Origin of the sequence: Sphingomonas sp. NFR15 (assembly GCF_900103265.1) — a bacterium.
Classification (GTDB): domain Bacteria; phylum Pseudomonadota; class Alphaproteobacteria; order Sphingomonadales; family Sphingomonadaceae; genus Sphingomonas; species Sphingomonas pollutisoli.
In genome coordinates, this window is the sequence record NZ_FMWX01000009.1 from 117,933 (window position 1) to 142,753 (window position 24,821).

General features: G+C 66.5%; 20 protein-coding genes and 1 tRNA gene. 4 read left to right on the forward strand and 17 right to left on the reverse strand.

All coding sequences use genetic code 11. From position 1 onward, the window contains the following. Positions 1–3 precede the first annotated feature (3 nt). Together BLS81_RS18075 and BLS81_RS18080 are read right to left on the reverse strand one after the other, a co-directional pair. Entirely contained in the window at positions 4–879 is an 876-nt protein-coding gene (locus tag BLS81_RS18075; RefSeq protein ID WP_093225972.1) for an SPOR domain-containing protein, read from the reverse strand. Next, positions 880–1,911 (reverse strand): lytic murein transglycosylase, encoded by a 1,032-nt coding sequence (locus tag BLS81_RS18080; protein ID WP_093225974.1) that lies wholly within the window; start codon positions 1,909–1,911, stop codon positions 880–882. 96 nt (positions 1,912–2,007) lie between these two features. Here BLS81_RS18080 and BLS81_RS18085 point away from each other — a divergent pair. The 3 genes from BLS81_RS18085 to BLS81_RS18095 all read left to right on the forward strand — a co-directional run bounded on the left by BLS81_RS18085 (position 2,008) and on the right by BLS81_RS18095 (position 6,048). Further along, positions 2,008–2,097 (forward strand) — tRNA-Ser (locus tag BLS81_RS18085). Between the two features lie 239 nt (positions 2,098–2,336). Next, complete coding sequence (locus tag BLS81_RS18090) at positions 2,337–4,736, forward strand: TonB-dependent receptor plug domain-containing protein (RefSeq protein ID WP_093225976.1); 2,400 nt, start codon at positions 2,337–2,339, stop codon at positions 4,734–4,736. A gap of 13 nt (positions 4,737–4,749) precedes the next feature. Further along, complete coding sequence (locus BLS81_RS18095; protein WP_093225977.1) at positions 4,750–6,048, forward strand: aminotransferase class V-fold PLP-dependent enzyme; 1,299 nt, start codon at positions 4,750–4,752, stop codon at positions 6,046–6,048. A gap of 231 nt (positions 6,049–6,279) precedes the next feature. Here BLS81_RS18095 and BLS81_RS18100 read toward each other — a convergent pair whose 3' ends face one another. The 11 genes from BLS81_RS18100 to BLS81_RS18150 form a co-directional block, all read right to left on the reverse strand. Next, positions 6,280–8,181, reverse strand: a complete 1,902-nt coding sequence (locus BLS81_RS18100) for a PAS domain S-box protein (RefSeq protein WP_176787246.1) — start codon at positions 8,179–8,181, stop codon at positions 6,280–6,282. A gap of 113 nt (positions 8,182–8,294) precedes the next feature. After that, on the reverse strand, positions 8,295–8,972 hold the full coding sequence (locus BLS81_RS18105; RefSeq protein WP_093225981.1) for a response regulator transcription factor: 678 nt from the start codon (positions 8,970–8,972) through the stop codon (positions 8,295–8,297). A gap of 364 nt (positions 8,973–9,336) precedes the next feature. Continuing rightward, the gene (locus tag BLS81_RS20900; RefSeq protein WP_256326323.1) at positions 9,337–10,272 is read right to left on the reverse strand and encodes an OmpA family protein; all 936 of its coding nucleotides are present in this window, start codon (positions 10,270–10,272) and stop codon (positions 9,337–9,339) included. A 120-nt stretch (positions 10,273–10,392) separates the two neighbouring features. Continuing rightward, entirely contained in the window at positions 10,393–10,797 is a 405-nt protein-coding gene (locus BLS81_RS18115; RefSeq protein WP_093225984.1) for a hypothetical protein, read from the reverse strand. Between the two features lie 358 nt (positions 10,798–11,155). Further along, on the reverse strand, positions 11,156–12,553 hold the full coding sequence (locus BLS81_RS18120) for an efflux transporter outer membrane subunit (protein ID WP_093226033.1): 1,398 nt from the start codon (positions 12,551–12,553) through the stop codon (positions 11,156–11,158). Continuing rightward, positions 12,553–14,121 carry an MFS transporter gene (locus BLS81_RS18125; protein WP_093225985.1) on the reverse strand — a complete coding sequence of 523 codons (1,569 nt, stop codon included), beginning with the start codon at positions 14,119–14,121 and terminating at the stop codon, positions 12,553–12,555. The genes BLS81_RS18120 and BLS81_RS18125 overlap by 1 nt, the downstream gene beginning before the upstream one ends. Next, positions 14,121–15,224 carry an HlyD family secretion protein gene (locus BLS81_RS18130; protein WP_093225987.1) on the reverse strand — a complete coding sequence of 368 codons (1,104 nt, stop codon included), beginning with the start codon at positions 15,222–15,224 and terminating at the stop codon, positions 14,121–14,123. The genes BLS81_RS18125 and BLS81_RS18130 overlap by 1 nt, the downstream gene beginning before the upstream one ends. Positions 15,225–15,333: 109 nt before the next feature. Continuing rightward, on the reverse strand, positions 15,334–16,434 hold the full coding sequence (locus tag BLS81_RS18135; RefSeq protein ID WP_093225989.1) for an FAD binding domain-containing protein: 1,101 nt from the start codon (positions 16,432–16,434) through the stop codon (positions 15,334–15,336). A gap of 3 nt (positions 16,435–16,437) precedes the next feature. Further along, positions 16,438–17,631 (reverse strand): MFS transporter, encoded by a 1,194-nt coding sequence (locus tag BLS81_RS18140; protein ID WP_093225990.1) that lies wholly within the window; start codon positions 17,629–17,631, stop codon positions 16,438–16,440. A 263-nt stretch (positions 17,632–17,894) separates the two neighbouring features. Continuing rightward, positions 17,895–19,412 (reverse strand): DUF389 domain-containing protein, encoded by a 1,518-nt coding sequence (locus BLS81_RS18145; RefSeq protein ID WP_093225992.1) that lies wholly within the window; start codon positions 19,410–19,412, stop codon positions 17,895–17,897. A 77-nt stretch (positions 19,413–19,489) separates the two neighbouring features. Further along, positions 19,490–20,431: an NAD-dependent epimerase/dehydratase family protein gene (locus BLS81_RS18150; RefSeq protein WP_256326324.1), complete on the reverse strand. Its 942-nt coding sequence runs from the start codon at positions 20,429–20,431 to the stop codon at positions 19,490–19,492. 116 nt (positions 20,432–20,547) lie between these two features. Here BLS81_RS18150 and BLS81_RS18155 point away from each other — a divergent pair, with 116 nt between their 5' ends. Continuing rightward, the gene (locus tag BLS81_RS18155; protein ID WP_093225995.1) at positions 20,548–21,447 is read left to right on the forward strand and encodes a LysR family transcriptional regulator; all 900 of its coding nucleotides are present in this window, start codon (positions 20,548–20,550) and stop codon (positions 21,445–21,447) included. Positions 21,448–21,462: 15 nt separating this feature from the next. Here the strand turns inward: BLS81_RS18155 and BLS81_RS18160 are convergent, their stop codons facing one another. From BLS81_RS18160 to BLS81_RS18175, 4 genes are all read right to left on the reverse strand, one after another. Beyond that, on the reverse strand, positions 21,463–21,735 hold the full coding sequence (locus tag BLS81_RS18160; RefSeq protein WP_093225996.1) for a response regulator transcription factor: 273 nt from the start codon (positions 21,733–21,735) through the stop codon (positions 21,463–21,465). Then, complete coding sequence (locus BLS81_RS18165) at positions 21,735–22,136, reverse strand: response regulator (RefSeq protein ID WP_093225997.1); 402 nt, start codon at positions 22,134–22,136, stop codon at positions 21,735–21,737. The genes BLS81_RS18160 and BLS81_RS18165 overlap by 1 nt, the downstream gene beginning before the upstream one ends. Before the next feature lie 81 nt (positions 22,137–22,217). Beyond that, complete coding sequence (locus tag BLS81_RS18170; RefSeq protein WP_093225999.1) at positions 22,218–22,832, reverse strand: response regulator transcription factor; 615 nt, start codon at positions 22,830–22,832, stop codon at positions 22,218–22,220. Beyond that, positions 22,819–24,696, reverse strand: coding sequence for a PAS domain S-box protein (locus tag BLS81_RS18175; RefSeq protein WP_093226034.1), 1,878 nt, complete (start codon positions 24,694–24,696; stop codon positions 22,819–22,821). Before BLS81_RS18175 ends, BLS81_RS18170 begins: the two co-directional genes overlap by 14 nt. Positions 24,697–24,821: the final 125 nt, after the last annotated feature.

The following is a 24,821-nucleotide window of genomic DNA, read 5'->3' on the forward strand; positions in this document are numbered from 1 at the left end:
TTTCTACTCGGTGTGGCTGACACGTGCGTCGCGATAGCCGTGCCGCGCGGCTTCGTCACGCGCGCGTTTGGCGGCGGCGATATGGCCATACGGGCCAAGCTGAACCCGATACAACCCGCCCCCAGCAAGCACGCGCCCGCCGAGCGACCGCGCGAGCGCATCGGCTCGCGCGGGAGCCGAGAGCGCGGCCACCTGTACGACATAGCCCGATCTTGGCACGGGTGTGCGCGGCTGGGTGCGCACGACAGGGGCTCCGGCCGACGCGATTGGTTCGATATGCGGCGACACATGCGGCGGGGCCGACCGGATATCGGGCTCCGCCCGAGGCGGAACGACTGGCGTCCCTGCATATTGGGGCACGCGCTTGCGGAGCGCCCTGAGCAACACCTCCGGCGCATCAATTCTGGCCGATGCCAAAGCGCCCGATCGCAAAGCGGTCTGATCCTGCGGCCCAGGCGTCGCCGACCGCACCCGAATGCCCGTGCCCGGAGCGGTACCAAGCGCCCGGAACGCGCCCTCCGACAGCAGCGCTGTGCCGCCGGGCGCCGCATTCGCGCCGACCAGCGCCAAAATCGTATGGCCGTGATCGAGTTCGGTCAGTTCGACGAAACTGCCCGGCGCGGCCCCTGCCGCCGCGACCGACACGCCGGGAGCACCGCCATCGTCAGGCCGGGCCACCGCGACCATGTCGAACGACGCACCACCCGACGTCGCGCGCGGACCGGCACCTTGCGGCAGATCCGAAGGCGCTTCGCCCTGCGGCGGGCCGGCGGGGCGCATCGGCTGCGACCAACCCGTGCGCGGCCGATCGGACGATAGATCATTGCGAAGCCCGTCAGCAGCGTCCAGCGCGGCAGCGAGAACGATCAGCGCGAGCATTTACTGCGACACCGCATCCGAGAGCAGCCCCACCGACAAGGCATAGAAATTCGAGCAATTATAATCGAGAATGACGCGGTAATTGCCCGTCAGAAGATACGCGGTGTCGCCAGAGCCATCCGGCTCGATCAGCGTCGCCAGCACGGAATCGCGCGGCCACGTCCGGCTCTGCGGTACTATGCCAAGCGCGCGCCATTCCGCCATCGTCTTCCAGCCGCTATGCCGCTGGAAAACGCGCGGACAGCGCGGGCTGAACATACGGTTGACGATCTGCGAGCGGTCGAACCCGGCGGGCACGTTCACCGCGAAACCCCAGGGCTGCCCCGGACGCCAGCCGGCATTACTGAAGTAATTGCCGATCGAGGCAAGCGTGTCGGCGTCGCTCGTCCAGATGTCGGCACGCCCGTCGCCGTCACCGTCACGCGCCAGCCGGTTGTAGACCGATGGCAGGAACTGCGGCCCGCCGGTCGCGCCCGCCCAGCTACCCACCAGTTTGCTCCTCGGCACACCGCGATCGATCATCTTGAGCGCGCCGATGAATTCGTCCGTGAAAAGATCGCGTCGACGCCCTTCATACGCGAGCGTGGCGAGCGCGCGCGGCAGGTCGAAACCGCCCATCACCACGCCGTAGTTTGTCTCATTTCCCCAGATCGCGACCATGATCGATTCGGGAACGCCGGTCTCCTCCTCAATCTTCTTCAGGCGCCAGCGCTGCGCCTGATACGCGGTACGGCCGCGGCTGATCCGTTGCGCGTCGACGTGCGCGATTCGGTACGGCGCGAACGGCGGGACGGCCGTGCTCCCCGGGTTGCCGGGCTGCTTGCGATCGAGATCAATCACGCGCTGGTTGAGCGTCAACGTCGGCAGCACCGCGTTGAGCGTCCCCTCCGACACACCCTGCGCCCGCGCCTGCACGCGTAACTGACCGAGGAACGCCTGAAAACCGGCATCGTCCTGAGCACACGCCGGCAGGGAAAACACGGCCGCGACGGCCGCGCCGATCGCCGACAAGGATTTGCAAAACACCCGCATGCGAGGACTCTGGCACAAGCCCGCGCCGACATGAACCCCCAAAGGCCGTACCCCTTGCACAAATCGGCGTTCCGGCTCTAAGCGGAGCCAGCACGCGGAGAGATGGCCGAGTGGTTTAAGGCAGCGGTCTTGAAAACCGCCGTGGGTGTAAGCTCACCGTGGGTTCGAATCCCACTCTCTCCGCCAAAGACGTGCGATCAGGATGCGCGCGGAACGCCCGGAAAAATTTGCCCCTGCACACCGGATGCTCGTGACATGCGTGTACGGAGAACGGTCGCGCCCTGACGGTCCCGTCCGCGCCTATCCGTCGTGGAAACGACATCGCCGCGTCTCATGATTGCAGCGATACTGACACAAAGCGCCCCTAGTGGGTCGCCAGCCGGCGAGAACAACGCAAAGCCGCGCTTTGCCCAAGGGGACATCATTTGACGAAATTCATCTCGGCCGGCGCGTTCGCCGCGCTGCCGGTCGCGCTGTGCGTACCCGTTTTCGCGTATGCCGCACCCGTCGCTACGCCAGCCGAAGCGCCCGTCGCCGATCAGATTGCGGATGCCGACACGGTGATCGTCACCGGCACGCGCGATCGCGGCGTGACCCAGTTCAATTCGCAGTCCCCGATCGACGTGCTGCCCGCCACCGCTCTCGATGCGAGCGTCTCCGGCGATCTCAACGACACGCTCGCGCAATTGCTGCCTTCGTTCAACGTCCAGCGCCTGCCAGCCGCGGATGGACAGGCGTTCGTGCGCCCCGCCACGCTGCGCGGGCTGTCGGCGGACCAGACCCTCGTGCTGATCAACGGCAAACGGTATCACCGTTCCGCCCTGCTCGGCACGCGCGGCGCGCAGGCGCCCGATCTCGCGACGATCCCCGGCCTCGCCATCAAGCGCATCGAAGTGCTGCGCGACGGCGCTTCGGCGCAATACGGATCAGATGCGATCGCCGGTGTCGTCAACATCATCCTGGACGACCAGCCCGGTCTCAACGCATTCGGCCAATATTCGCAATATTACAAAGGCGACGGCAAGGAATATCAAGGTGGCATCCAGGGTGGCGTGGCGCTCGGCGACCGCGGCAGCTTCGTCTTCACCGGCGAATATGATCATTCCGAAGCCACCTCGCGCACCCGTCAGCGGCCCGACGCGATCGCCTTCCAGGCCGCGAACCCCACGCTGAAGGTGCCGAACCCGGTGCAGCGCTGGGGGCAGCCGGATCTCGAAAGCATTCGCGGCGGCTACAATACCCATTTCGACGTCTCGGACGCGTTCAAGCTCTACAGCTTCGGCACGTTCGGCGAGGGCGAAGGCGTCACCGATTTCAACTGGCGCAACCCCGCCGGCACGGCGTCGGTCTATGGCGCCAGCCCCGCCTTTCCCGGTTTCAACTTCTCCAGCCTGTACCCGACGGGGTTCACGCCGCGCTTCGGCACGCAAACCAGCGATGTGCAGGCGACCGGCGGCGCGCGCGGCGCGCTCGCGCATGCGTTCACCTATGATCTCAGCGCATCCTATGGCCAGAGCGTGATCGACTACACGCTGAGCGAGAGCCTCAACGCTTCGCTCGGCCCGACCTCGCCGACCGCTTTCTATCTCGGGCGCCTGCGCCAGCGCGAGTTCAACCTCAACGCCGACTTCGTGTACCGCCTGCCAGTCGGCGGTCTCGCGCCGATCAACATCGCCTTTGGCGGCGAACGGCGCCTCGAACAATATAGCGTCCGGCCCGGCGACCCGGCCTCCTACGCGATCGGTCCGGGCGCGGCATCGGGCCTGGCGCCCAATTCGAACGGCTTCCCCGGCTTCAGCCCGTTGCAGGCGGGTCGGTTCAGCCAGGAAAGTTACGCCGGATACGGCGATCTGGAATGGCAGCCCGTCAAGATGCTCAGCGTCGGCGCGGCCGGCCGCTACGAGAACTTCTCGGCCTTTGGCGGCAAGTTCACCTACAAGCTGAGCGCGCGCGTCGAACCGGCCGACGGCATCGCGCTGCGCGGTGGCTATTCTACCGGTTTCCGTGCGCCGACGCCGGGGCAGCTCAACACCTCGAACACCTCGCAGGGCCTCGATACCCGCACCTTGCAGGTGTTCAACAGCGGACGTCTCGCCACCACCGATCCGATCGCGGTCGCGCTCGGCGCCAAGCCGCTCAAGCCCGAAACATCCGATACGATCACCGCCGGGCTGACGTTCAGGACCGCGTTCGGGCTGACCGGCAGCGTCGATGCCTATCAGATCAGCGTCGATGGCCGCTTCAGCCAATCCGCGTCGGTCGCCGTCCCCGCCAGCGTCGCCAATCCGCTGCGCTTCACCTCGGTCAGCTATTTCACCAACGATTTCGACACGCGCACGCGCGGCATCGAGGCGGTGTTGAACTATGTGCAAGCGGTCGGGCCGGGCAAGGCGACCGCGACGATCGCCTATAATTACAATCGCACCAAGGTGACGAGCGGCACATCGGCGGCGATCCCGAACGAGACCCAGCGGATCGTCTTCGAACAGCGTCTGCCTCAACACAATGCGACCGGGTCGATCGGCTATGATGTCGGCGCGGTCGGGCTGCTGCTGCGCGGGCGCTATTATGGCGGCTGGACCGACGTGTCCGGCAACGCGACCGGTGACATCTACCAAAAGTTCGGCGGCATCGCGCTGTTCGACGTGTCGGCCAGCTACACTTTCGCGCAACATTTCACAATCCGCGCCGGTGCGGAGAATGTCTTCAACCGCTATCCGGCCGAAGCGACCAACCAGGCGGTGCGCGGCCTGATCTATTCGCGCAACGCACCCTATGATACCGACGGCGGCCAATATTATGTCCGCTTGGGCATGAAGTTCTGAGGAAGCGAACGGCATGCCGACGATCAGCCGGAGAGCGATGATGACCGCGGCGGCGGCCTTGCCCGTCGCCGGCCGGCTGGGCGCGGCGATGCCGGGGCGCGGTCCGGCGCCGGACAGCCGCGCCGCCCGCCCCGATGACGAAGCCTATTGGGCGAAGATCGCCGCGCAATATGATGTGAGCCGCGACGTCATCCAGCTCGAAAACGGCAATTGGGGCATCATGGCGAAACCCGTGCTCGCCGCCTATGAACGCGCGGTCGAGCGGGTCAACCGCGAGAACAGCTTCTACACCCGCCGCGGCTTCGCGGGCGATTACCGCGCGATACATCAGCGGGTGGCGGCGGCGCTGGGCGTCGGCGCCGACGAAATCGCGCTGACCCGAAATGCCACCGAGGCGTTGCAGGGGCTGATCGACGGCTACAATAAGTTGCGGCCGGGCGATGCGGTGCTGACCGCCGATCTCGATTACGACAGCATGCTCGGCTGCTTCGACGGGCTGAAGGCGCGGCGCGGAGTGCAGGTGGTGCGGATCGCGCTCCCCGAACCGGCAACATATCAGGGCGTGATCGACGCCTATACACGGGCGTTCGCCGCCAATCCCAAGATCCGGCTGGTGCTGCTCACCCACCTCAGCCACCGCACCGGGCTGGTAATCCCGGTGCGCGAGATCGTGGCGATGGCGCGCGCGCGTGGCATAGACGCAATCGTCGATGCCGCGCACAGTTGGGGGCAACTCGATTTCGACTTCGCCGATCTCGGCGTCGATTTCGCCGGCTTCAATCTGCACAAATGGTGGGGCGCGCCGCTCGGCGTCGGTGTGTTGTATCTCCGGAAGAGCCGGGTACGTGACATCGATCCCGACCCCGCGAATGGCGAGAGCGACCCCGACAGCGTGCATGCGCGCGTCCACACCGGCACGAGCGATTTCGCCGCGATGTTGACCGTGCCGGACGCGTTCGACTTCCAGCAGGCGATCGGCACGCCGGCGCGGGCGGCGCGGCTGCGCTATTTGCGCGATCGCTGGGCCGAGCCGCTGCGCACGCTGGACGGGTTGCAGATCCTGACGCCGAGCGATCCGCGCTCGCACGGCGGCATAACATCGTTCCGCATCCGCGGCCTCGTCACCCCGGCCGACAATATCGCCGTGGCGAAAATGCTGCTCGACGAATTCGGCATCTTCACCGTCCACCGCACCGGGGTCGCGGCCGGGGCGTGCGTGCGGGTCACACCGGCGTTGTTCACCGATCCGGCACAGATCGACAAGCTCGCCGCGGCGCTGCCACAGGTGGTCAAGCGGCTTGCGAAAGGCTGACGACCGGGGAGAACCCGACCTTCAGGCGGGGAGCCCCGCGATCCCGGCGACGCCTGCGTGGTCATAGGAGCATGGATCGAGCCGCCAACACAGGAGTGCAGGCGCCCACTACAACACGGCGGGGGGGTACGAAGCGGCGAGCGCCTGCCCGATGGGTGTTGCCCTCCGCGGGGCGCCGCGACCATCCGCAATGTCCCGGAGCGTACCGTTCGGACGATCCCGTGCCCGCTCCTAAGCATCCGCCAAGGGCACCGTGAAGTGGAAGCAGGAGCCCTTCCCCTCCTCCGTTTCGTACCAGATGCGGCCGCCATGCGCTTCGACGACGGATCGGCAGATCGACAGTCCCAGGCCCATGCCCGTGCCCACGCCCATGCCTTCCGCCTTGTCGCTCAGGAAGGGCTTGAAAAGCCTCGCGGCGGCTTCGGCCGAAATGCCGGGGCCATTGTCGGTCACGGTGAACTGAACCATGTCGCGATCGACCCTGGCGCCGACGTCGATAACGCCGCCGCGCCCAAGAACATCGATGGCGTTACGGATCAGGTTCATCAGCGCCTGCTGGATCTGGACACGATCCACGAGAATGCGGGGCATCGTGCGAGGCACGCTGGAGGTGCAGGAGATGCCTTTGACCTTGCAGTCCACAGCCCCAAGGATCATCGCCTGGGCTGTAACGTCATGCGGATCTTCGATCGTCCGGTCTAGTTCCTCGCGGCGAACGAACTCCCGCAAACCATGTACGATCGCACCGGCACGCAAGGCTTCGCGGCCCGCTTCCTCCAACGCCTCGCCGACCAGCGCACAGGCGTCCGCGCGTTCCTCTCCGACAAGCGTGGCCGCCGCCTGAAGGTAGTTGGCGATCGCGTTGAGCGGCTGGTTCAGCTCATGGGCAAGCGTCGTCGCCATCGTGCCGGCGGTCGTGATCCGCGATATGCGCAGCAATTGTGTCTGAAGCGTGCGCCGCTCCGCTTCGACGCGTTCGGCCGCAGTGAGATCGCGCATGAAGCCGGTGAGAATCTTGCTGCCTCCTGCGGTAGCTTCGCCGACGAAGAGCCTCAGCGAGAAGACTTCTCCGGTCTTGCGGCGCCCTTGGACCTCTCGCGGTCCCGTCAACGGCCCGCGTGCGGGATCGGCACCATATCGTTCGATACCGCGATTGTGTTTCAGCGCATCGTCGGGAGACATGAGCATGGAGATGCTACGCCCGAGCACCTCATCGGCGGTGTAGCCGAACATCTGCTGCGCCGCAGGGCTGAAAGAGAGTACATCGCCCTTCTCGTCGGCGGTCACCATCGCATCCGGAACGGTGTCCAGGATGGAGCGTAACTGCGCGACGCGTGCCTCGGCCGCCTGCATCCGCTCCCAGTCGGGCGTCATGTCGTGCACGACGGAGCCGAACCCGATCGCATTGCCCGCCGCATCACGCACCGCATTCACGGTTGCGTCGGCCAGGAACTGCGTTCCGTCCTTGCGCAAGCGCGCCGAGCGCGAGTGACAGCTACCTTCTTCCAGCGCCGTGCGTAGCTGCGTGGCGGGCAGTCCGGTCATTCGGTCGGAGGGCAGGAAGAGAAAGCTGTGTTCGCGCCCAAGGGCCTCCACTTCGCTCCAGCCGTAAAGCCGCTGGGCGCCGGCATTCCAGATAATCACCCGCCCGCGACGATCAAGGAAGCACAATGCATGTCGCTCGGCGCTGTCGATCAGCAGGTTCAACTCGCGGTTGAGCGCCGCCGCCCGCGTCTGGCTTCGCACCAGCCCGGTGAGGACTTCGGTGAACAAGACGATTCCGCCGATCTCCCCGCCGGGGCGGCGCCAGGGCATGACCTCCCAGCGCACCCAGTCGGTCGCTCCGTCAGCACGGTCGAAACGCTCGATATCGCTGGAAACCGTCTCGCCGTGCAGCGCCCGGCCATGAACCGCCCGCCAATCCTCGCCGATCTCCGGGAACAACTCGTAATGAGATTTTCCCTCGATGCTGCTCTCACTCAGGTTGTAGTCCGTGAGCCAGCGGCGGCTAACGCGCAGATATCGCATGTCAGTGTCGAGAACCGCGATCGCGGCCGGCGCATGCTCCAGCAACAGACGCGCGAGATCGTCCTCTTCGGAAACGCGATCCTGTCGAATGCTGGTTTGCGACATGGTGACGATTGCTCTCGCTCTCGGCGCTGATCCGTCCAACCAGCGCCTGACTGCAAGTGGGTCACACCTGCATGGGCTCGCGCAATTGTGGCTTTTCCTGAGCTTCGGCACCATCAGGGATGACCGCAGTCGTTGGCGGCGGGGCGGGACTTGGCCCAAACCTGCTGCGATCCCAACCCAGCGGCGAAAGCGATGCGCAGCGCGTCGGCCAAATTGCTGACGTTCAGCTTGGTCATCACGTTCGCGCGGTAAACTTCCACAGTGCGCGCGCTGATGCCCAGATCATAGGCGATGGTCTTGTTGGGATAACCGCAGGCTAGGCCCTCCAGCACTTCGGCCTCGCGAGAGGTGAGCCTGCGAATCTGAAGCGCCGCCCAGCGCGCCTGCTCGCGCCGGCTCTCCTCGCTGCGCAGCAGCTCGAACGCGGTATTCAGGGCTTCGAGCAGCTTTTCCCGGTCGACGGGCTTTTCGAGGAAGTTGGCCGCACCTGATTGCATCGCTCGCACCGCGACGGACACATCGCCGTGTCCGGTAAGCATGATGACGGGAAAGCTCATCCCTTGCTCGGCCATTGAGGATTGGACAGCGAGCCCATCCTTTCCAGGCATCCGCAGATCCAACACGACGCAAGCGGGCTCGGACCTTTCGGCCCCCTTCAGAAAAGCGTCGCCGTCATGCCAGCGTTTCACGCGAAACCCCGCGACGGTGAGCAGGAAATCCAGCGAGCGCCGTACCGAATCGTCATCGTCGATGACGTGGACCAGCGGCCTCTCCCCATCCCCATGCAGCATTGGACGCCCTCCTGCTGTGTCGCACCGGGTCGCCGCTCACGCTCATGATCCCGTCGCCCTCTTGTTTTCAGAAGTGAACGCGATTCCGACCATTGTGGTCAGGACAAGATCAGGATGCCGCAAGGGCTATTCTCGAGGTTGAATACTTCGTCTTTGGAAATCGGTTTGTATGCCCGCCGTTTTTTGATCATGTGCGTAGCTTGCGTTCTCTGACTGAGAACAGCACTTATCAACAAGTAGTTTTACGGATTTGACGAGCGCGATCCGCCTGCGCTCACGCCCAAGGCAGCGCCCCGCGAAAGGGAAGGGCCGCCGCGATCATGGCTGCGGCGGCCATCGACGAACCCGACATGATAGCCTCGGATCAGTAGCCAGCCCCTGGCCCGAAGGTGATCTCCACGCGCCGGTTGAGCAGCTCGTGAACGCCATCAGGCGTCGGCACGGCCGGCCGCGTCTCCCCATAGGCGGCGACCAGCATCGCCTGTTCGGGGACGCCTTTGCTGAGCAAATAGGCTTTCACTTCCTGCGCGCGGCGTTCGGAGAGTTTCTGATTATGCTCCTCGGTGCCCGAGCGGTCCGTGTGGCCCGCGATCTGCACCGCCGCCGTGCCGGTCTGCTGGTAAGAGCCTGCGGCATCATCGAGGATCTTCTGCGCGCCGGCGTCGATCTTCCACTGATCGCGCGCGAAATAGACGGTATAGTGGGTGTCCGGCACTTTCGCGATCGCCGGGGCGACCGAGCCTGCCGCTACCGGCACGTACATCGGGTTCGGCGACCCATTCGGCTTGAGACGGCACGGTCGTCCGAGTGCGTTGTACACCGCGTACACATCGGGGTTGCCGCAGATCACCTCGCGCGCCGCCTCGCGATCGCCGAGGGTCTGCGCCAGTTCGCGCGCGTTGAGGCGGCGGACGCATTCCTTGTCCTGCCAGGTCGATCCGCCCGAGGCGCCGAAGCCGAGCACGGACACGCCGAGCGAGGTCGACCCCATGCAGGTATCGGTGAGCGTGGTGGTCAGCGCCGGCGTGAACACGCTCGGCGTGGTGACCAGCTTCTGCCGTTCGGGCGCATAGGAATTCGAGGTGATGGACTGCGCATTGCCCGAGTTCGATGCGTCAGCGCCCGACTGGGAGTTGGAGTTGGAGTTGGAGTTCGAACCCGAGGTCGAGGTCGCCCCCGATTGCGTCTGGGCGACCGCCGCGTTGGTGTTGACCGGGTTCGACGTGGCCGCCGAATTCGAGTTCGAACCGGATGCCGATCCCGACACGGAGCTTTGCGCCATCGCGGCCGAGGTGCTCATGGTGCAGGCTATCAAGAAAAAGAAAGATGCGCGTTTCATGAGGAATCCCCTGTTTCCTGGTGATGGACGAGACCGGGGGAGGTCATCCTCCCCCGGCCCCTTGCACGATCCAGCGTGGTGTCAGCGGGCGCGAAGAGCCATGCCGGGGAAGGTGAAGGTCGGCACGACCGAGAGGCCTCCCGCAGCACCGGCGCCGACCTGCACGCCCGCGGCGGCCGCGTGGCCGTTGCCGAAATTCGTCGCCGAGTTCGACGTACCGCCCTGCGTGCGCGAGTACGTGTCCATGGTGGCCCCTTGCGGGAAGGGCGGCAGCCCCACACTGGTCATCGCGGCGCCCGCCGCCGAGGCGTTGCCCGCCGATGAGTTCGCGATCGAGACACCGTTGTTGTGCGAGCTAGCGATGGAGCCCGAACCCGCGGCGGAGATCGACACGGCGGCCACCCCCGACGGGATTTCCTGGGCGAAGCTCGGCGCGGCAACGGCAAGCGAAACGAGCGAGCAAGCGCCGATCAGAACTTTGCGCATACATTCCTCCTTCTGTGATGGAGCAGTTGGGAACGACAGCGAATGCGCGTCCGTCCGGCCTGACAGGCGCTCGGCGTGCAGGCCGGAAGAACTCACCCTCGTTGTCGCTATCTGGGATACGTCCGGCGCGACCGGCGCTGTATCGGCTCATGTACCGAGGGTGATGAACGTACGGGACAAACCGGATGATCGAGACGCGAACGCACGCGCGCTTCGTTTCTTATCAAGACGATGTCGCCGGTTAGACGGCGGAGCATGATTCGAAAGCTGGGAATGATCCGTAGCCACCGCGATGTAACATACGGCTTAACTCCGAGCGGCGACGCCGGCATGATCTCGCCTCCACCGGATGTTAGCTTTATCTTTGCCAACCGCCTCCGAGTGCCTTGAACACGGTCACCAGCAAATCCGTACGCTGTGCGCGAGATTGGGCGACCGCCGCCTGCGCCTCGATCAGCGTCTGTTCGCTCAGCAACAGATCGAGCTGGCTGGCGGCACCAGCGTCGCGGCGGCCACGCGCCAGGTCCAACGCCTGGCGCGCACTTGCCTCGGCTGCGTCCAGCTCGCGCGCACGGTCGAGCGCGGCGGCGTAACGCGCGAGCGCCTGTTCGACTTCCTTCAGCGCGGTGACGACCGCACCGTCGAAGCGCGCAACTGCGGCGCGGTCCTCGGCACGCGCCGCCTGCAAGCGCGCGCGCGCCGCGCCAAAATTAGGAAAGGACCAACTGACGAACGGGCCAATGCCGAAGCTGGTCGATGCACGCGTACCGAGGCTGACCCCTGCGGGGGCCGCGGTCGACACCGATCCGAGCAGGCTGATCCGCGGCAACAGATCCGCCTCGGCGACCCCGATCCGGGCGCTCGCGGCGGCGAGGCGACGCTCGGCGAGCCGCACGTCCGGGCGGCGACGCAACAGCGCGGCGCCGTCGCCGACCGGTAGCGCCTGGCGCAGTTCGGGGGGCTTTCGGCAAACCTCCGCCTCGCGCGGCGCGGCGTCGGGTGTCCTACCGAGCATCGCGGCGAGCGCGAACAGCGCGGCGCGACGCTCGCCCTCCAGCGGCGGGATCGCGGCACGCGTCTGTGCGAGCAATGTCGTCGTGCGCACGGCGTCGAAGCGCGCAGCGCCGCCGGCGGCGAATCCGCGCGAGACGATCGCCTGCTGCTCCAGCGCGACGTCGGCGGAGCGGTTGGCGACATCGACCTGATATGCGGCGGCGCAGGCCGAAACATAGGCGCGGATCGTCTCGGACGCGACGAGCACGCGCACCGCGTCACGCTCGGCGGCGGCGGCATCCGCGTCGGCGCGGGCGGCTTCGACCGAGCGCCGAATACGGCCGAACAGATCGACCTCATACGCAACATCCCCGCCGAACGCGTCGGTCCAGTCGGTCTTCGCCTCGCGGCCGAGCGCGCCGGCGATCTGGGTCTGCGTGCTGGTGCGGCCGTAGCTCGTGCCGGCGGACTCGCTCGTCATCGGCAGCCGCGCCGCGCGCGTTCCGGCCAGAGCGGCGCGCGCCGCGTCGAGATTGGCTTCGGCCGCGCGCAGATCGGTGTTTGCCGCGAACGCCGCCGCGACCAGCCGGTCGAGGACCGGATCATCGTACAACGTCCACCATGCGTCGGGCAGCGGCGTCGCTGCCCCTGGGGCACCAATGAAATTGCGGCTCGCGCCGGCGGCAAGCTCGGGCGGCCGGTAATCCGGCCCCGTCGTGCAGCCTCCCAGCGCCAGCGTAGCGGCGAGGACGAGACGGCGCATCATGACACCTTGCGCCAGAAGGAAAAGCGGAACGGCCGGTACGACGCCGCGCTTGCCGGCGCGCGATCGAGCAGCAACATCGCACCCACTGCGGCAAAGGCGACCAGGCCGATCAGCAGGAATCCGTCGACCACCGATTGCAACTCCGCTGCCTGACGCACCGCGCCGCCCAGCAGCGCATAGGATCGCGCGCCGCCCTCCCCGCCCGAGCGGCTCGTCAGCAGCGCCGCATATTCCTGCAGACGAATCGCGACATTGTCGGCGCCACGCACGACATGCTCGCCGATCTGGCTGGAGGCATATTGCTCGCGCACCCGCACCAAGGTGGCGGTGAAGGCCAGCCCGATCTCGCCTCCCATCAGCCGCGCGGTCTGGATCATCGCGCCGAAGGTCAACGCCGATTCGGGCTTCATATGCTGCACCGAGGTGAAGACCACCCCGCTCAGTGCCAACGTCTGCCCGAGCGCCTGCAGCAACTGGGTCGACAGGAACTGGTGCGGCCCCCATTGCGGTGTCAGGGTCTGCGAGACGATCCAGCACGCCACGCCGACCGCGATCAGTCCGGTACAAGCGGTCCAGCGCGAATCCATCCGCCGCAGCAACAGCGCGGCCACCGGCGCCGCAATCAACTGCGGTATCGCGATCCAGACCAGCGCCTGACCGACCTCCAGACTGCGATAGCCGCGTACCGAGATCAAAAATTGGGGGATGAGGAACGCGGTGGAGAGGATGGTCAGCCGCAAGACCAGCACCATCAGCAGCAGGACGGGCAACGGCCAGCGCAGCGCCCCCTTGGGATCGAACCAACCGCTCGGCGTCGTCACCACGTGCGCCACCGCCGCCAGTAACAGGATGCCCCCGGACGCGAGCAAACCCACAATCGTGCCCGACGCGAACCAGTCCAGCCGGTTGCCTTGATCGAGGGCCGCATAGATCAGCGCGAGCCCGACCGCCGCCGTCATCACGCCGAACAGGTCTGGGCGTCTCGGGATGCGGGGCGCCGGCGCGCGTGGCAACCCGAAATAGAGGCACGCCACCATCGCCAGGGCGAGCGGAACACTCTGCCAGAAGATGAACCGCCAACTGAGATGGTCGATATACCAGCCCTCGAGCGAGGCCGAGATGTTGAGCGACAGTTCGAGATTGAGCGCATAGACGACGATGCCATAGGCCCAATATTTCGGCGCGATCGAGCGCAACACCACTGGCAGCGTCAAGGGGATGAAAGTCCCCGACCCGACGCCGGCGAGGAATTGCAGCACGAGCAACGGTTCGAGCGACCCCGAAAAGGGGATCAGCGTGGAGGCGAGCGCGAACAGCGCCGCGCCGTAGAGGAGAACGTGACGCGGGCCATAGACCCCGCCCGCCCAGATCGCGATCGGGGTGACGAGCATCTGGCCGGACGTTTGCGCGGTGGTGATCCAGGCGCCATCGTCGAACCCGGCGTGCACCGCCCCGCGGATATCGGCGAGGCCGAAGGTGGAGAGCCGGCCGGTCAGCGTCGAGATGAACGCGCCGAACAGTACCGCCGTGATCCCCAGCCACGGCTTCGGCGGGTTGCTCGCCATCAGTGGACCCCGGTATCGATCGTCGCCGCCACCGACATGCCGGGGCGAAGCAGACCCGCGATCGACGCGGGATCGTCGATCACGATCTTCACCGCGAGGCGCTGCACGATCTTGGTGAAGTTGCCGGTGGCGTTGTCGGGCGGCAGCAAGGCGAATTGCGATCCGGCGCCCGGCGCGTAACCGCTGACATGGCCCCGGATGACATGGCCCGGATACGCATCGACAGTGATCGTCGCGGGCTGCCCCGGCCGCACATAGGTCATCTGGGTCTCTTTAAAGTTCGCGATCACCCAGACGCGCGGCAGCGGCATCAGCGTGGTGAGCTGCGCGCCGACCGCGACATATTGCCCCGGCCGCACCTGCCGCTGGCCGAGCACGCCGTCCTGCGGCGCGACGATGCGGGTGTGCCGCAGGGTGATTCGCGCGAGCTCGGCGGCGGCACGCGCGGCGGCAAGCGAGGCGCGCGCCTGCGCGATCTGCGCGGAAAGCACGCCCGATTGACGGATCGCCGCGTCTTTCAGGGCCGTATCGCGCTGCACCTGTGCGGCGGCGGAGGCGCTGGTCGCGTCGGCGGCTTCGCGCTGGTCTTCGGAACCCGATCCATCGCGTAGCAGCGTCCGCTGGCGCGTAGCCGCCTGTCGCGCGCGCAGCGCCAGCGCGTTGGAGGCCTGTACCGAAGCGCCGGCGGCGGCGATATTCGCGCGTTGCAATGCCTGCTGTGCGACGAGATTGCCGATCGCGGCCTCGGCGACCGCGACATTGGCGCGGGCCTGATCGTAGCTCGCGCGGTAATCGTCGTCGTCGATCTGTACGAGCACTTGCCCCGTGCGGACCCTCTCGAAATCCTGCGCCGGCACCGCGCGTACATAACCGGCGACCCGCGCGCCGATCGGGGTCAGATCCGATTGCAGATAGGCGTCGATCGTCTCCTGATAGCGTCGCGCGCCGATCCACCGATCCCAGGACGTGATGCAGAGGATCAACACGATCGCCGCGAGCGCGAATGCGCCGAAGCCGATCAGCGTGGATATCCACCGCCGCCGACGCGTGGTCGGAGCGCCCTCGGTAGGGGGCGCGGGCGGAGACTGAGCGGTCGTCGCCATATCGTGTCTGCTTTCCCCCTCACGACGGACGCGTCGTGCTGGCCCTACCCCTGCCGTCTTGCACACCCCGCGACCGATTTGCATAATCCGCACATCGCCAGCCGATGCGTCAAGCCATGAACGCGCCCAGCTTGCGACCGTAATCGACGATCGCCCGGCCGTTCCGCAGGCGCGCCTGCTGATAGGCCTGCAACGCCGGCTCGACCGAATGCTTAGCGAGCGCCGATGCGAGCGCCAGCGCGTCACCCGCCGCCTTGGCGACACCCATTGCGGTATGCGGTCGCGCCACGAAGGCGCTGTCGCCGACCAGGGCGAGCCGGCCGCGTATCATCTGCGGCGCTTCATAGTCGAAGATCGCCTGAACGAACGGGTTCGGCTCGGCGAGGAGCGCGGTGCGGAACTGCGGCGGCAGCAAGGTCGCGCTGTCCTGCCGCAGCCGCGCGCGGGCTTCATCGGTGAGTTGCCCGGGCGCGAGCGAAAACGGATGCGCGCGCCCCGCCCTATCGGTGAGTGTCGCCGCGAGATCGTCGGCGCGGCGATACCACACCCAATTGTAGCGCCGCCGACCGATGTCGAGTTCGCCGGCCGGACCCGGCACGACATAGCCGAGCGCCTGCGTGCGATCCGCAGTGTAGAAGGCGAACCGATCGAGCAGAATGTCCGCCACCGGCTCCGGCAGCGCGGATTCGGCGATGATCCCGCGCCAAGCGACATAGCCGGTGTAGCGCGCGTGCTGTTCCATGCCGATCACCGCCCCGCGCACGGCGGAGCCGACGCCGTCCGCTCCGATCACCAGATCGGCGGTCTCCCGGCTGCCGTCTTCGAACTCCAGCCACGCCGCGCCGTTCCCCTGCCCGGCGCCCGCAACCAGGCGTCCCAGCGTGTAATCGCGTTCGCCAAGCAGATCGCGCAGGCCGCTATAGAGGTGGTCCCACGAAATCTGCATCTGCGGCGTGGCGACGCGTCCGGCGACGCTCCCGTCGAGATCGAGGAAAATTCGCTCGCGCGCGACCACACCGACCGCCGCGAGATGATCGAGCCCCAGCGCGCGTAGCGCGGTGAAAACCTCTTCCTGCGGGACCAGCCCGGCACCGCGCCCGGCAAGCCCGCCGCGCGACCGCTCGAAGACGATAACCTCATGTCCGGCCCGCCGCAGCAGCCCGGCGGCGAACAGACCCGCTAGCGAGCCACCGGCGATCACGATCCGCATGGATCAGGCCCGCGCGCGCAGGCTGCCGACTTGCAGCGCCGCGGCGACCAGCGCGAACCCGCCGCCAAGCAGCACGACAGCGCTCCAACCGCCCTGGTTCCAACCGATCGTCGCCGCCGCCGAACCGGCCGCGCCGCCGAGGAACATAGCGCCCATGAAGATCGTGTTGAGCCGAGAGCGCGCCTCCGGCCGCAGCGCGTAGACGACGTGCTGGTTCGAGACGAGCGCGCTCTGCACCGCGAAATCGAGCAGGATGACGCCCGCGACCAGCCCCGCGATCGACGTCCACAGGCCGAATATCACCCATGACGCCAGCGTCAGCACCGCGCCGAGCGCGATCACCTGATGCGGCCCGCGCCGGTCGGCGATTCGCCCTGCGATCGGCGCCGCGAGGATGCCGACCGCGCCGACGACGCCGAACAGCCCGGCGACCTCAGCCCCCAACGCGAAGCGCGGTTCCTGCAACCGCAGCGCGAGAATTGTCCAGAACGCGCTGAACGCCCCGAACAGCAGCGATTGTGTCATCGCCGCCAGCCGCAACGCGCCGAACTCACGCCACAGATGGACAAGCGAGCGCAGCAACGCGCCGTAGCGCAAACCGCTATCGGGGTGGCTGCGCGGCAGACGCAGCGCCATCAGCCCGCAGGCGGCGAGCGCCATCGGCACGCCGAGCCAGAACATCGCCCGCCATCCCGAATGGGTCGCGACGAACCCGGCCAACGTGCGGCTGAGCAGGATGCCGCAGAGCAGCCCCGACATGACCACGCCGACCGTGGCGCCGCGCCGTTCGGGCGCGGAGAGGTGCGCGGCGAAAGGCACGATCTGTTGCGCGACGGTGGCCGCCGCGCCGACCAGCAATGAGGCCAGAATGACCAGACCGACCGTCGGCGCCGCCGCTGCCGCGACCAGCGCCAAGGCGAGAACGCCGAACTGGATCAGGATCAACCGTTTGCGCTCGACTAGGTCGCCGAGAGGCACCAGCAGGAACAGCCCGGCGGCATAGCCCAATTGGGTCGCAGTCGGGATCATGCCTGCGGCGGTGCCGGGGAAGTCGCGCTCGATGACGCCGAGCATCGGCTGGTTGTAATAGATGTTGGCGACGCCGATCCCCGTCGCCACCGCCATCGCCAGCGTGACGCCGTAGGTCAGCGGTTTCGCCGCGGGTGCTTGCGTATCCACGGACACTCTGGTCGACATCACGAAACTCCTCGGAAGATCTTGCGCCCGATCTATTCACACGCCCTTGCCGAGCATAGCGATACGAAAGTTTGGGGGCGATCAGCCGGTGGGCCCGAGCGCGGTGAGCTTACCCGTCTCACGTTCTGCCGTGACCTCGATCCGATCGCGCAACAGGCGCCAGGCTCTTTAGCGGGTGAAGGCCATGCCGTAGCTTTCCTAGGAGACATGCGCGTCACCAAGAGCTCCCGCCGATGTCCGCGCCGGCGGGGCGACACTCACGGTCACGATGCCGGTCGCCCGTCGCTCGTGGGCGCCTCGCCCTCGGGATCATCGCTGCTCCAGCCGAGCCGTAGCGCGCCTCCCGGGTTGCCCGGCGTCGCACGGCCACCCCGATCAGCGATTCCTTCGGCGACCGCGCGGCGCTGCGCGGCTGTCCCCCCTTCGACCAGCAGCGCGCGCTTGCGGCGTGCCGTCGCCCAGGCGGATGCGGTCAGCGCCGCGTCGTCGATGACGCCTGCATCGAGCGCGATCGCGGGCAACGCGGCCTCGGCCGGCGGAACAAGGCGCACCGTCCACTGCGGCAGCGCACGTGCGGCCCGCGCCTCGAGCGCACGGTAGCCGGCGATCGACAATCCGGGCAGTGCCGCCGCCGTGGCGCTCAGCGTCGCCGCCGCGTCGTCCGTCTCGACCGCCGCCGGCTCGACACCCGCTATTAGCGCGAAGTCGGCCACGGCGCGCCGTTGACGCTCGGCATCGCTCGTCCCACCCGCATTCCCGGCTCGCGCGATCTGCGCCGCCTCGACCCCGCCCCCGCCTGACCCGACACTTAGCTGGTCGACATGTAGGTCGATCGGCCGCCCGAGCCGCTCGCGGAGGTCGGTCGCGAGGATACGATCCGCGGCAGGATCGAGCTTCGGTGTCAGGACGACGGCACGGATGCGGATGGGGTTGGCGGCATAGTCGATGTCGAGTTGCCCGAGGCGTGACGAATTCGCGAAGCGTTCGCTGATCGTCTCGCGGACCTGGCGCTGCGCCACGGCCTCGAACGCGATCTGGCGCAGCGCCGCGCCGAGTGGCACGGATAACAGACCCAAAGCGGCGACGAACAGGACGAGCTGCCATCCGGTATGCTGCGGCGAGAGGTGGCTGCCGAACCCATAGGCGCGCGCCACGAGAGCAGCAGTGAGCGCGATCGTGATCGCATTTGTGACGAAGAGCAGTAGCGCGCCAGCGAACACCGTCCAGTTGAGCGTGGCGATGCCAAAGCCCACCACCACCAGCGGCGGCATCAGTGCGATCGCGATTGCTACGCCGACGACCGTACCGCCACGCCCGCGTATCAACGCATAGGCGCCCGCCACGGCCGACAGAAGCGCGACCAGCAGGTCGAACAAAGTGGGTCGGGTCCGCCCGGCGATTTCGCTGGTGATCGTCTGGATCGGCGAGAGCGTGACGAACACGACCGACAGCGCCACGGCCAGCAGCGCGCCGGCGAGCAGAGCGGTGGCCGCCCGGCGAATCTCGTGCGTGTCGACCGTCGCGATGCCGAAGCCGAGCCCGATGATCGGCATCATCAACGGCGACAACAGCATCGCGCCGATAAGCACCGCCACCGACGGCATCAGCAGCCCAAGCAGCGATATCGCGGCCGAGATCACGATGAGGAAGGCGTAGCGGCCAGACCAGCCCGAATCCTCCGCGATCTGGCGCAGCACCGCCTCGTGATCGACACCGCCGACCACCCAGAGCGTCCACCAACGGCTCACCCGTCCTCGATCGTGCCGTATCGTCTGTGCCATGTGGTCTCCACGCTTACTCTCCGGGAGACACCTGCTAGGCCAACCGATCACGAAGGGCGAGCCGCCACCGCGTCGCGTCAGGGTTTCTTGCAGCGCCCGAGCCCCAGGAGTGTCGTGCGCAAGGCTTCGGCCAAGGGCGTGGCCGGCACTTCGCCGAGGAAGTTCCGCAGCTTTCCATCCACGAGCCGCAGCGGGCTGCGCCAGAGATACGTCATCTCGCGCATTTCACGAGCGGTTTCGTTGAACGGCGCGAGAAGATGCACCAGCGGCCACGGAAATGGATAGATCGGTATGCGCGGGCGCCCGGCGGCCGTCCGGATCGCCTCGGCGAAATCGCGGTTGTCCTCCACCCAGGTGCCGCCGAACTGAAAGCTGTCGAAGTCGGCGAGTTCGTCGCGCCGTTCAAGCAGGCGCGCCATCGTTTCCGCCAAGTCGGGCAGATAGGCCCACGCATGACCCGTACCTGCCCGCGCAGGGTTGAATATTCGCTTCAACGGACCCGCTGTCGGCACCATGCCCTGCGCGAACCAGGTATTGCCGCTGCGCGGTCCGTAGAAATCGCCGGCGCGGACCACGAGGGCTTTCGCGCCGCGCGCGGTCGCCTGCTCCAAACGGCGCTCCATCTCGGCCCGGATGCGCCCCTTGCGCGTCAGCGGGTTTTGCGGCGCGTGCTCATCCACCGCGTCGCCCGCGTCCGGACCGTAATTGTACACCGTGCCGGGCAGGAGTACGCGCGCCTCGTTCCGCACCGCTGCGGCGATCGTATTGTCGAGCATCGGCAGAACCAGCCCGCTCCAATTGCGATAGCCCGGCGGATTCACCGCGTGGACGATCACGCGAATGCCGGCGGCCGCCCGCTGGACCGACGCCTGATCCATCGCGTCACCTGCGGTCCAGTGCAGGTCGGGGTTGCTCTGCGACGCGCGGGACGGGTCGCGATGGAGCGCCCGTACCTCCCAACCCCGTGCGTGCAACGCGCGCGCGACCTCGCCACCGATCCCGCCCGTCGCGCCGATCACCAGAGCCTTGTTCACCGCTACCGTCATGTCTCACCTCCTCGATGTCACGAGTGAGATGAACGGTCTGATGCCAATCGGAAATTGTGGATGGGGGCATAGCTGCTATACATTTTTGCATGAATATACATGGCCCAGGCTGGGAATTGTGGCGGACCTTCGACGCGGTTATCCGCGAGGGCAGCTTGTCGAGTGCCGCCCGCGCACTTGGTCTCACCCAGCCGACCGCAGGCCGGCATATCGCCGAACTCGAAGCCCAATTGAGTGCGGGCGCGCTGTTCACCCGTTCGGCACGAGGGCTTCACGCCACCGAGACGGCACGGGCACTGGCACCACATGCGGCCGCGATGGCAGCCGCCGCCGCGGCGTTGATCCGTACCGCCTCCGCGCCCGCGAACGCCGCAGCGGGGGTCGTACGCATCAGCGCGAGCGAGGTTGTCGGGGTCGAAGTGTTACCGCCGATCTTAGCCACGCTGCATGCCGCTCACCCCGGGCTCGCGCTTGAGCTACTGCTCACCAACACGACATCCGATCTGCTGCGGCGTGATGCCGACATCGCGGTCCGGATGACACAGCCCAAGCAACAGGCGCTGCTCGCGAAATCGACCGGCCGTATTCGCCTAGGCTTCTACGCACATCGCGATTACCTCGCTCGCTCCGCCCCGATCGAAAATGCCGCGGATCTCGCTTCGCATGCCCTGATCGGGTTCGACCGCGACGCGGCTTCGCTGCGCGCGATCAACGCGGTCTGGCCCGATCTGCCGGGCTTCGCGTTGCGTACCGACAACCAGTTGGCCCAGGTCGCGGCGGTGCGCGCCGGCTTCGGCATCGGCGTGGTACAAGACCCGATCGCCCGCCGTGATCCGGCGCTTTTCCCGGTGCTGCGGGATACGTTCATCGCTCACCTTCCCGTGTGGGTCGTCATGCACGAGGACTTGCGATCGACGCACCGCATGCGGATCGTGTTCGACGCGTTGGTCAAGGGCATGACCGCGCACGCCCTGGCAAGCGAAGGTTGAGCGACCCACCCGCCTTCATTCGGCGGACGGCGGATGTGCGCCAGCGCCGAGCGATATCGCCGTCGCCACCAGGCTTGCGACCGACGTCGCGCCCAGCTTGCGCATGATCCGGGCGCGATGGATTTCGACGGTGCGGTGGCTGATGCCGAGCTCGCCTCCGATCGCCTTATTGGTGAGGCCGGCCAATATGCCGACCAACACCTCGCGCTCACGGGGCGAGAGACGATCCAGGGAGGGAGGATCGGAGCCCCGCGCCGGGTCGGGCGCCGGATCTTCCGCAGCGGACATCAATCGCCACCGGCGGACCGCACGGTCAGGTTCGCCACCGTGTTGACGAGCGCATACTCCTTGAACGGCTTTTCGAGGAAGGCGCTGAACCCCGCCTCCGAGGCGGCACGCCGCAACTCCTCCGTCGGGAAAGCGGTTATGAGAATCGCCGGCCCCCGCCACCCGAGATTTCTCAGAGTACCGAGGACGTTGATTCCGTTTCTGTCACCCAGAAGATAATCGATGACGAGGCACACCGCCACGGTCAATTCTTCGTCCAGCAGCATCGGATCGGCCGCGGCGTAAGCGCGAACGTCGAAGCCGCGCCCCTGAAGCAGAAGTTGCATCGACCGGCGCATCCCAGCATCGTCCTCCACGACAAGAATTCGCGGTCGCTTGCTGCTTTGCACACCCTGAATCATGGTCACCTACGCCATCCTTTCGCCTGTCGCGAATGGATGCCCGGCGCCGCCCGGTGGGTCGCTACGTATTGATCCTAAGCATCACGCGCCCATGCCAGCGGCGAAGGCGATGCGCAGGGCGTCGGAAAGGCTGCGTACTTCCAACTTGGTCATCACGTTGGCGCGGTGAACCTCGACGGTTCGTGGCGAAATTCCGAGATCGAAGGCAATCGTCTTGTTGGGTAGCCCCTGCGCCAGCCCCCCCAGCACATCGCGTTCTCTTGGGGTGAGGACGCCGAGAAGCACGTCCGCCTCTTCGGCCCTCGCGACAGCAGCATCCGCCCTGGCGATCCGATCGAAGGCAGATTCAACCGCGGCGAGAAGCGCTGCTTTGTCGAAGGGTTTTTCGAGGAAATCGACGGCACCCGCTTTCATGGCGCGAACGGCGATTCCGATATCGCCGTGGCCCGTCATGATAACGACCGGCATCGTCACCCCCCGTTCGGCGAGGATCTGCTGCACCTCGAGACCGTCGATCTCCGGCATGCGGATGTCGAGGAGTATGCAGCCATGCTCCACGTGCTTCACGTCCTTGAGGAAGGCCGCGCCCGTGCTCCAGGCGGTCACGGCATAGCCGCTCGTCTTGAGCGCGAAGCTGGTCGATCGCCGCATCGATTCGTCGTCTTCGACAATATGTACGAGTTTATTGCTCACCATGTTCGTCCTCCATTTCAGCGAGCGGCAGCGTGAAATGAAAGCAGGTTCCCCCGCCTTCGCCGGGTTCCATCCAGATACGCCCCTCATTTGCTTCGATAATCGTGCGGCAGATCGAGAGGCCGAGACCCATCCCGTCCTGCTTGGTGCTGACAAATGCGGTGAAAAGCTGGTTCGCGATCTCCGGCGCCACGCCCGGCCCGGTATCCATCACGGTGACCCGCGCGAAACCCGCCCGGTCAAGGCGGCTTGTCACGGTAACCCGCCGCTCGTCCTGATCTTTCATCGCCTCGCAAGCATTGCGGATGAGGTTGATGAGAACCTGCTGGATCTGGACCCGGTCGACGAAGACCGGCGAGGCATAGGGATCGAGATCGAAACGCGCTTCGATGCCGCGCTCGCGCGCACCGATAAGCCCAAGCACCGAAGCCTCGTTGATGAGCGCCGGCAACCGTTCGACCGTCCGCGCGACCTCACCACGCGCGACGAACTCCCGCAGGCGGCGCACGATGTCGCCGGCGCGCAGCGCATCCTTGGCGGCGTCGCCCAGCGCTTCGATCAGCATGGGCAATTCGGCGGGATCGAGATCGACCAGACGATCGCGCACCGCCTCGACATAATTGGCGATCGCGCCGATCGGCTGGTTGAGTTCATGGGCGAGAGTCGATGCCATTGACCCCATCGCGCTCACCCGGGAAACGTGGATCAACTCGGACCGCAAATCCTCGAGCCGTGCCTCGGTGTGGCGTCGTTCGGTCAGATCGCGAACGAAGCCGGTGAAGATGCGCTGATCGCCGGTGCTTGCTTCGCCAATCGACAACTCCATGGGGAAACTCGAACCGTCCTTGCGGGCGGCGAAGACCACCCGCCCCTTTCCAATGATCCGCTTCTCGCCGGTCTCGAGATAGCGCGCGATATAGCTGTCATGCCGCTCGCGATCGGGCGACGGCATCAGCATGCTCACGTTGCGACCGACCGTCTCCTCCTCGCTATAGCCGAACAGCGCCTGCGCCGCCGCGCTGAACGACAAAATCACGCCATGATCGTTGATCACGACCATCGCGTCGGGCACGGTCGAGAGGATCGAACTCAAATGGTCCTCGCGGGCGCGGATCGTGTTTTCCGCCGCGCGCTTGTCGGTGATGTCGGAGACGATCTTGGCGAAGCCGCGCAGCTCGCCGGCCTCATCCACGAGCGCGGTGGTCGATACCGCCGCAAGGAACTCGCGACCGTCCTTGCGCAAACGCCAGTCCTCTTCCTCGAATCTGCCCTCCTCCCGTGCCCGTGCGAGATCCGCTTCGGGTTTGCCGATCGCGCGGGCATCGGGCGGGTAGAAGAGCGATGCGTGTTTACCCAGAACCTCGGCTTCGCTCCACCCCTTCAGCCGTTCGGCGCCCTCGTTCCAGATCGTCACATGCCCCGTCGTGTCGAGCATATAGATCGCGTGCCCATGCGCACCGTCGATCAGGAGATTGAGTTCCTCGATCACCTGCCGCGCCTCACGGGAACGCGCATCCGCCTTCGCGTCGCTCACGCTCGCGCGTCTCCGCGCCCGGTTCATCAGGTGGCCGAGCGCGATGATACCAGCGGCCACCACCAGGAAGGTTGCAGCCTCGACGATATCCGCGGCGTTGAGCCTTCCGAAACCCGAGAAGTACCAGCCAAAGCCCAGCGACATGATTGCGGCCAACACGGCCGGGACCGGCCCGCAAGCCAAGACCGTGGCCAAGATCGCGAGCACGAAGGGAAGATAGGCCGCCCGATCACCAAGCACCGGTTCGAGCGCGGCGCGGGCGGCGGCGGCGACAAGCACGCCGATGATCGCGACGCCAAACCCAGACCACCGTGAACTTCCCCACCCCGGCATACCGAATGCGGCCTCCGTCCGCGCGATCAGCCGGTCCGCAGCGGAAAGGGACTCATTCTCGCGCCTGAAACTGCTTTCACTATAGAAGCTTTTTGCCCGGAACGACATCGTCTCGATCTCCGCTC

Coding starts and splice junctions, on each gene's coding strand:
- BLS81_RS18140 (WP_093225990.1), bottom strand. CDS start 17,631: ATGTCGACCAGAGTGTCCGTGGATACGCAAGCACCCGCGGCGAAACCG.
- BLS81_RS18165 (WP_093225997.1), bottom strand. CDS start 22,136: ATGATTCAGGGTGTGCAAAGCAGCAAGCGACCGCGAATTCTTGTCGTG.
- BLS81_RS18155 (WP_093225995.1), top strand. CDS start 20,548: ATGAATATACATGGCCCAGGCTGGGAATTGTGGCGGACCTTCGACGCG.
- BLS81_RS18105 (WP_093225981.1), bottom strand. CDS start 8,972: ATGCTGCATGGGGATGGGGAGAGGCCGCTGGTCCACGTCATCGACGAT.
- BLS81_RS18175 (WP_093226034.1), bottom strand. CDS start 24,696: ATGCCGGGGTGGGGAAGTTCACGGTGGTCTGGGTTTGGCGTCGCGATC.
- BLS81_RS18080 (WP_093225974.1), bottom strand. CDS start 1,911: ATGCGGGTGTTTTGCAAATCCTTGTCGGCGATCGGCGCGGCCGTCGCG.
- BLS81_RS18170 (WP_093225999.1), bottom strand. CDS start 22,832: ATGGTGAGCAATAAACTCGTACATATTGTCGAAGACGACGAATCGATG.
- BLS81_RS18130 (WP_093225987.1), bottom strand. CDS start 15,224: ATGGCGACGACCGCTCAGTCTCCGCCCGCGCCCCCTACCGAGGGCGCT.
- BLS81_RS18145 (WP_093225992.1), bottom strand. CDS start 19,412: ATGGCACAGACGATACGGCACGATCGAGGACGGGTGAGCCGTTGGTGG.
- BLS81_RS18095 (WP_093225977.1), top strand. CDS start 4,750: ATGCCGACGATCAGCCGGAGAGCGATGATGACCGCGGCGGCGGCCTTG.
- BLS81_RS18120 (WP_093226033.1), bottom strand. CDS start 12,553: ATGCGCCGTCTCGTCCTCGCCGCTACGCTGGCGCTGGGAGGCTGCACG.
- BLS81_RS18125 (WP_093225985.1), bottom strand. CDS start 14,121: ATGGCGAGCAACCCGCCGAAGCCGTGGCTGGGGATCACGGCGGTACTG.
- BLS81_RS18075 (WP_093225972.1), bottom strand. CDS start 879: ATGCTCGCGCTGATCGTTCTCGCTGCCGCGCTGGACGCTGCTGACGGG.
- BLS81_RS18100 (WP_176787246.1), bottom strand. CDS start 8,181: ATGTCGCAAACCAGCATTCGACAGGATCGCGTTTCCGAAGAGGACGAT.
- BLS81_RS20900 (WP_256326323.1), bottom strand. CDS start 10,272: ATGAGCACCTCGGCCGCGATGGCGCAAAGCTCCGTGTCGGGATCGGCA.
- BLS81_RS18160 (WP_093225996.1), bottom strand. CDS start 21,735: ATGTCCGCTGCGGAAGATCCGGCGCCCGACCCGGCGCGGGGCTCCGAT.
- BLS81_RS18135 (WP_093225989.1), bottom strand. CDS start 16,434: ATGCGGATCGTGATCGCCGGTGGCTCGCTAGCGGGTCTGTTCGCCGCC.
- BLS81_RS18115 (WP_093225984.1), bottom strand. CDS start 10,797: ATGCGCAAAGTTCTGATCGGCGCTTGCTCGCTCGTTTCGCTTGCCGTT.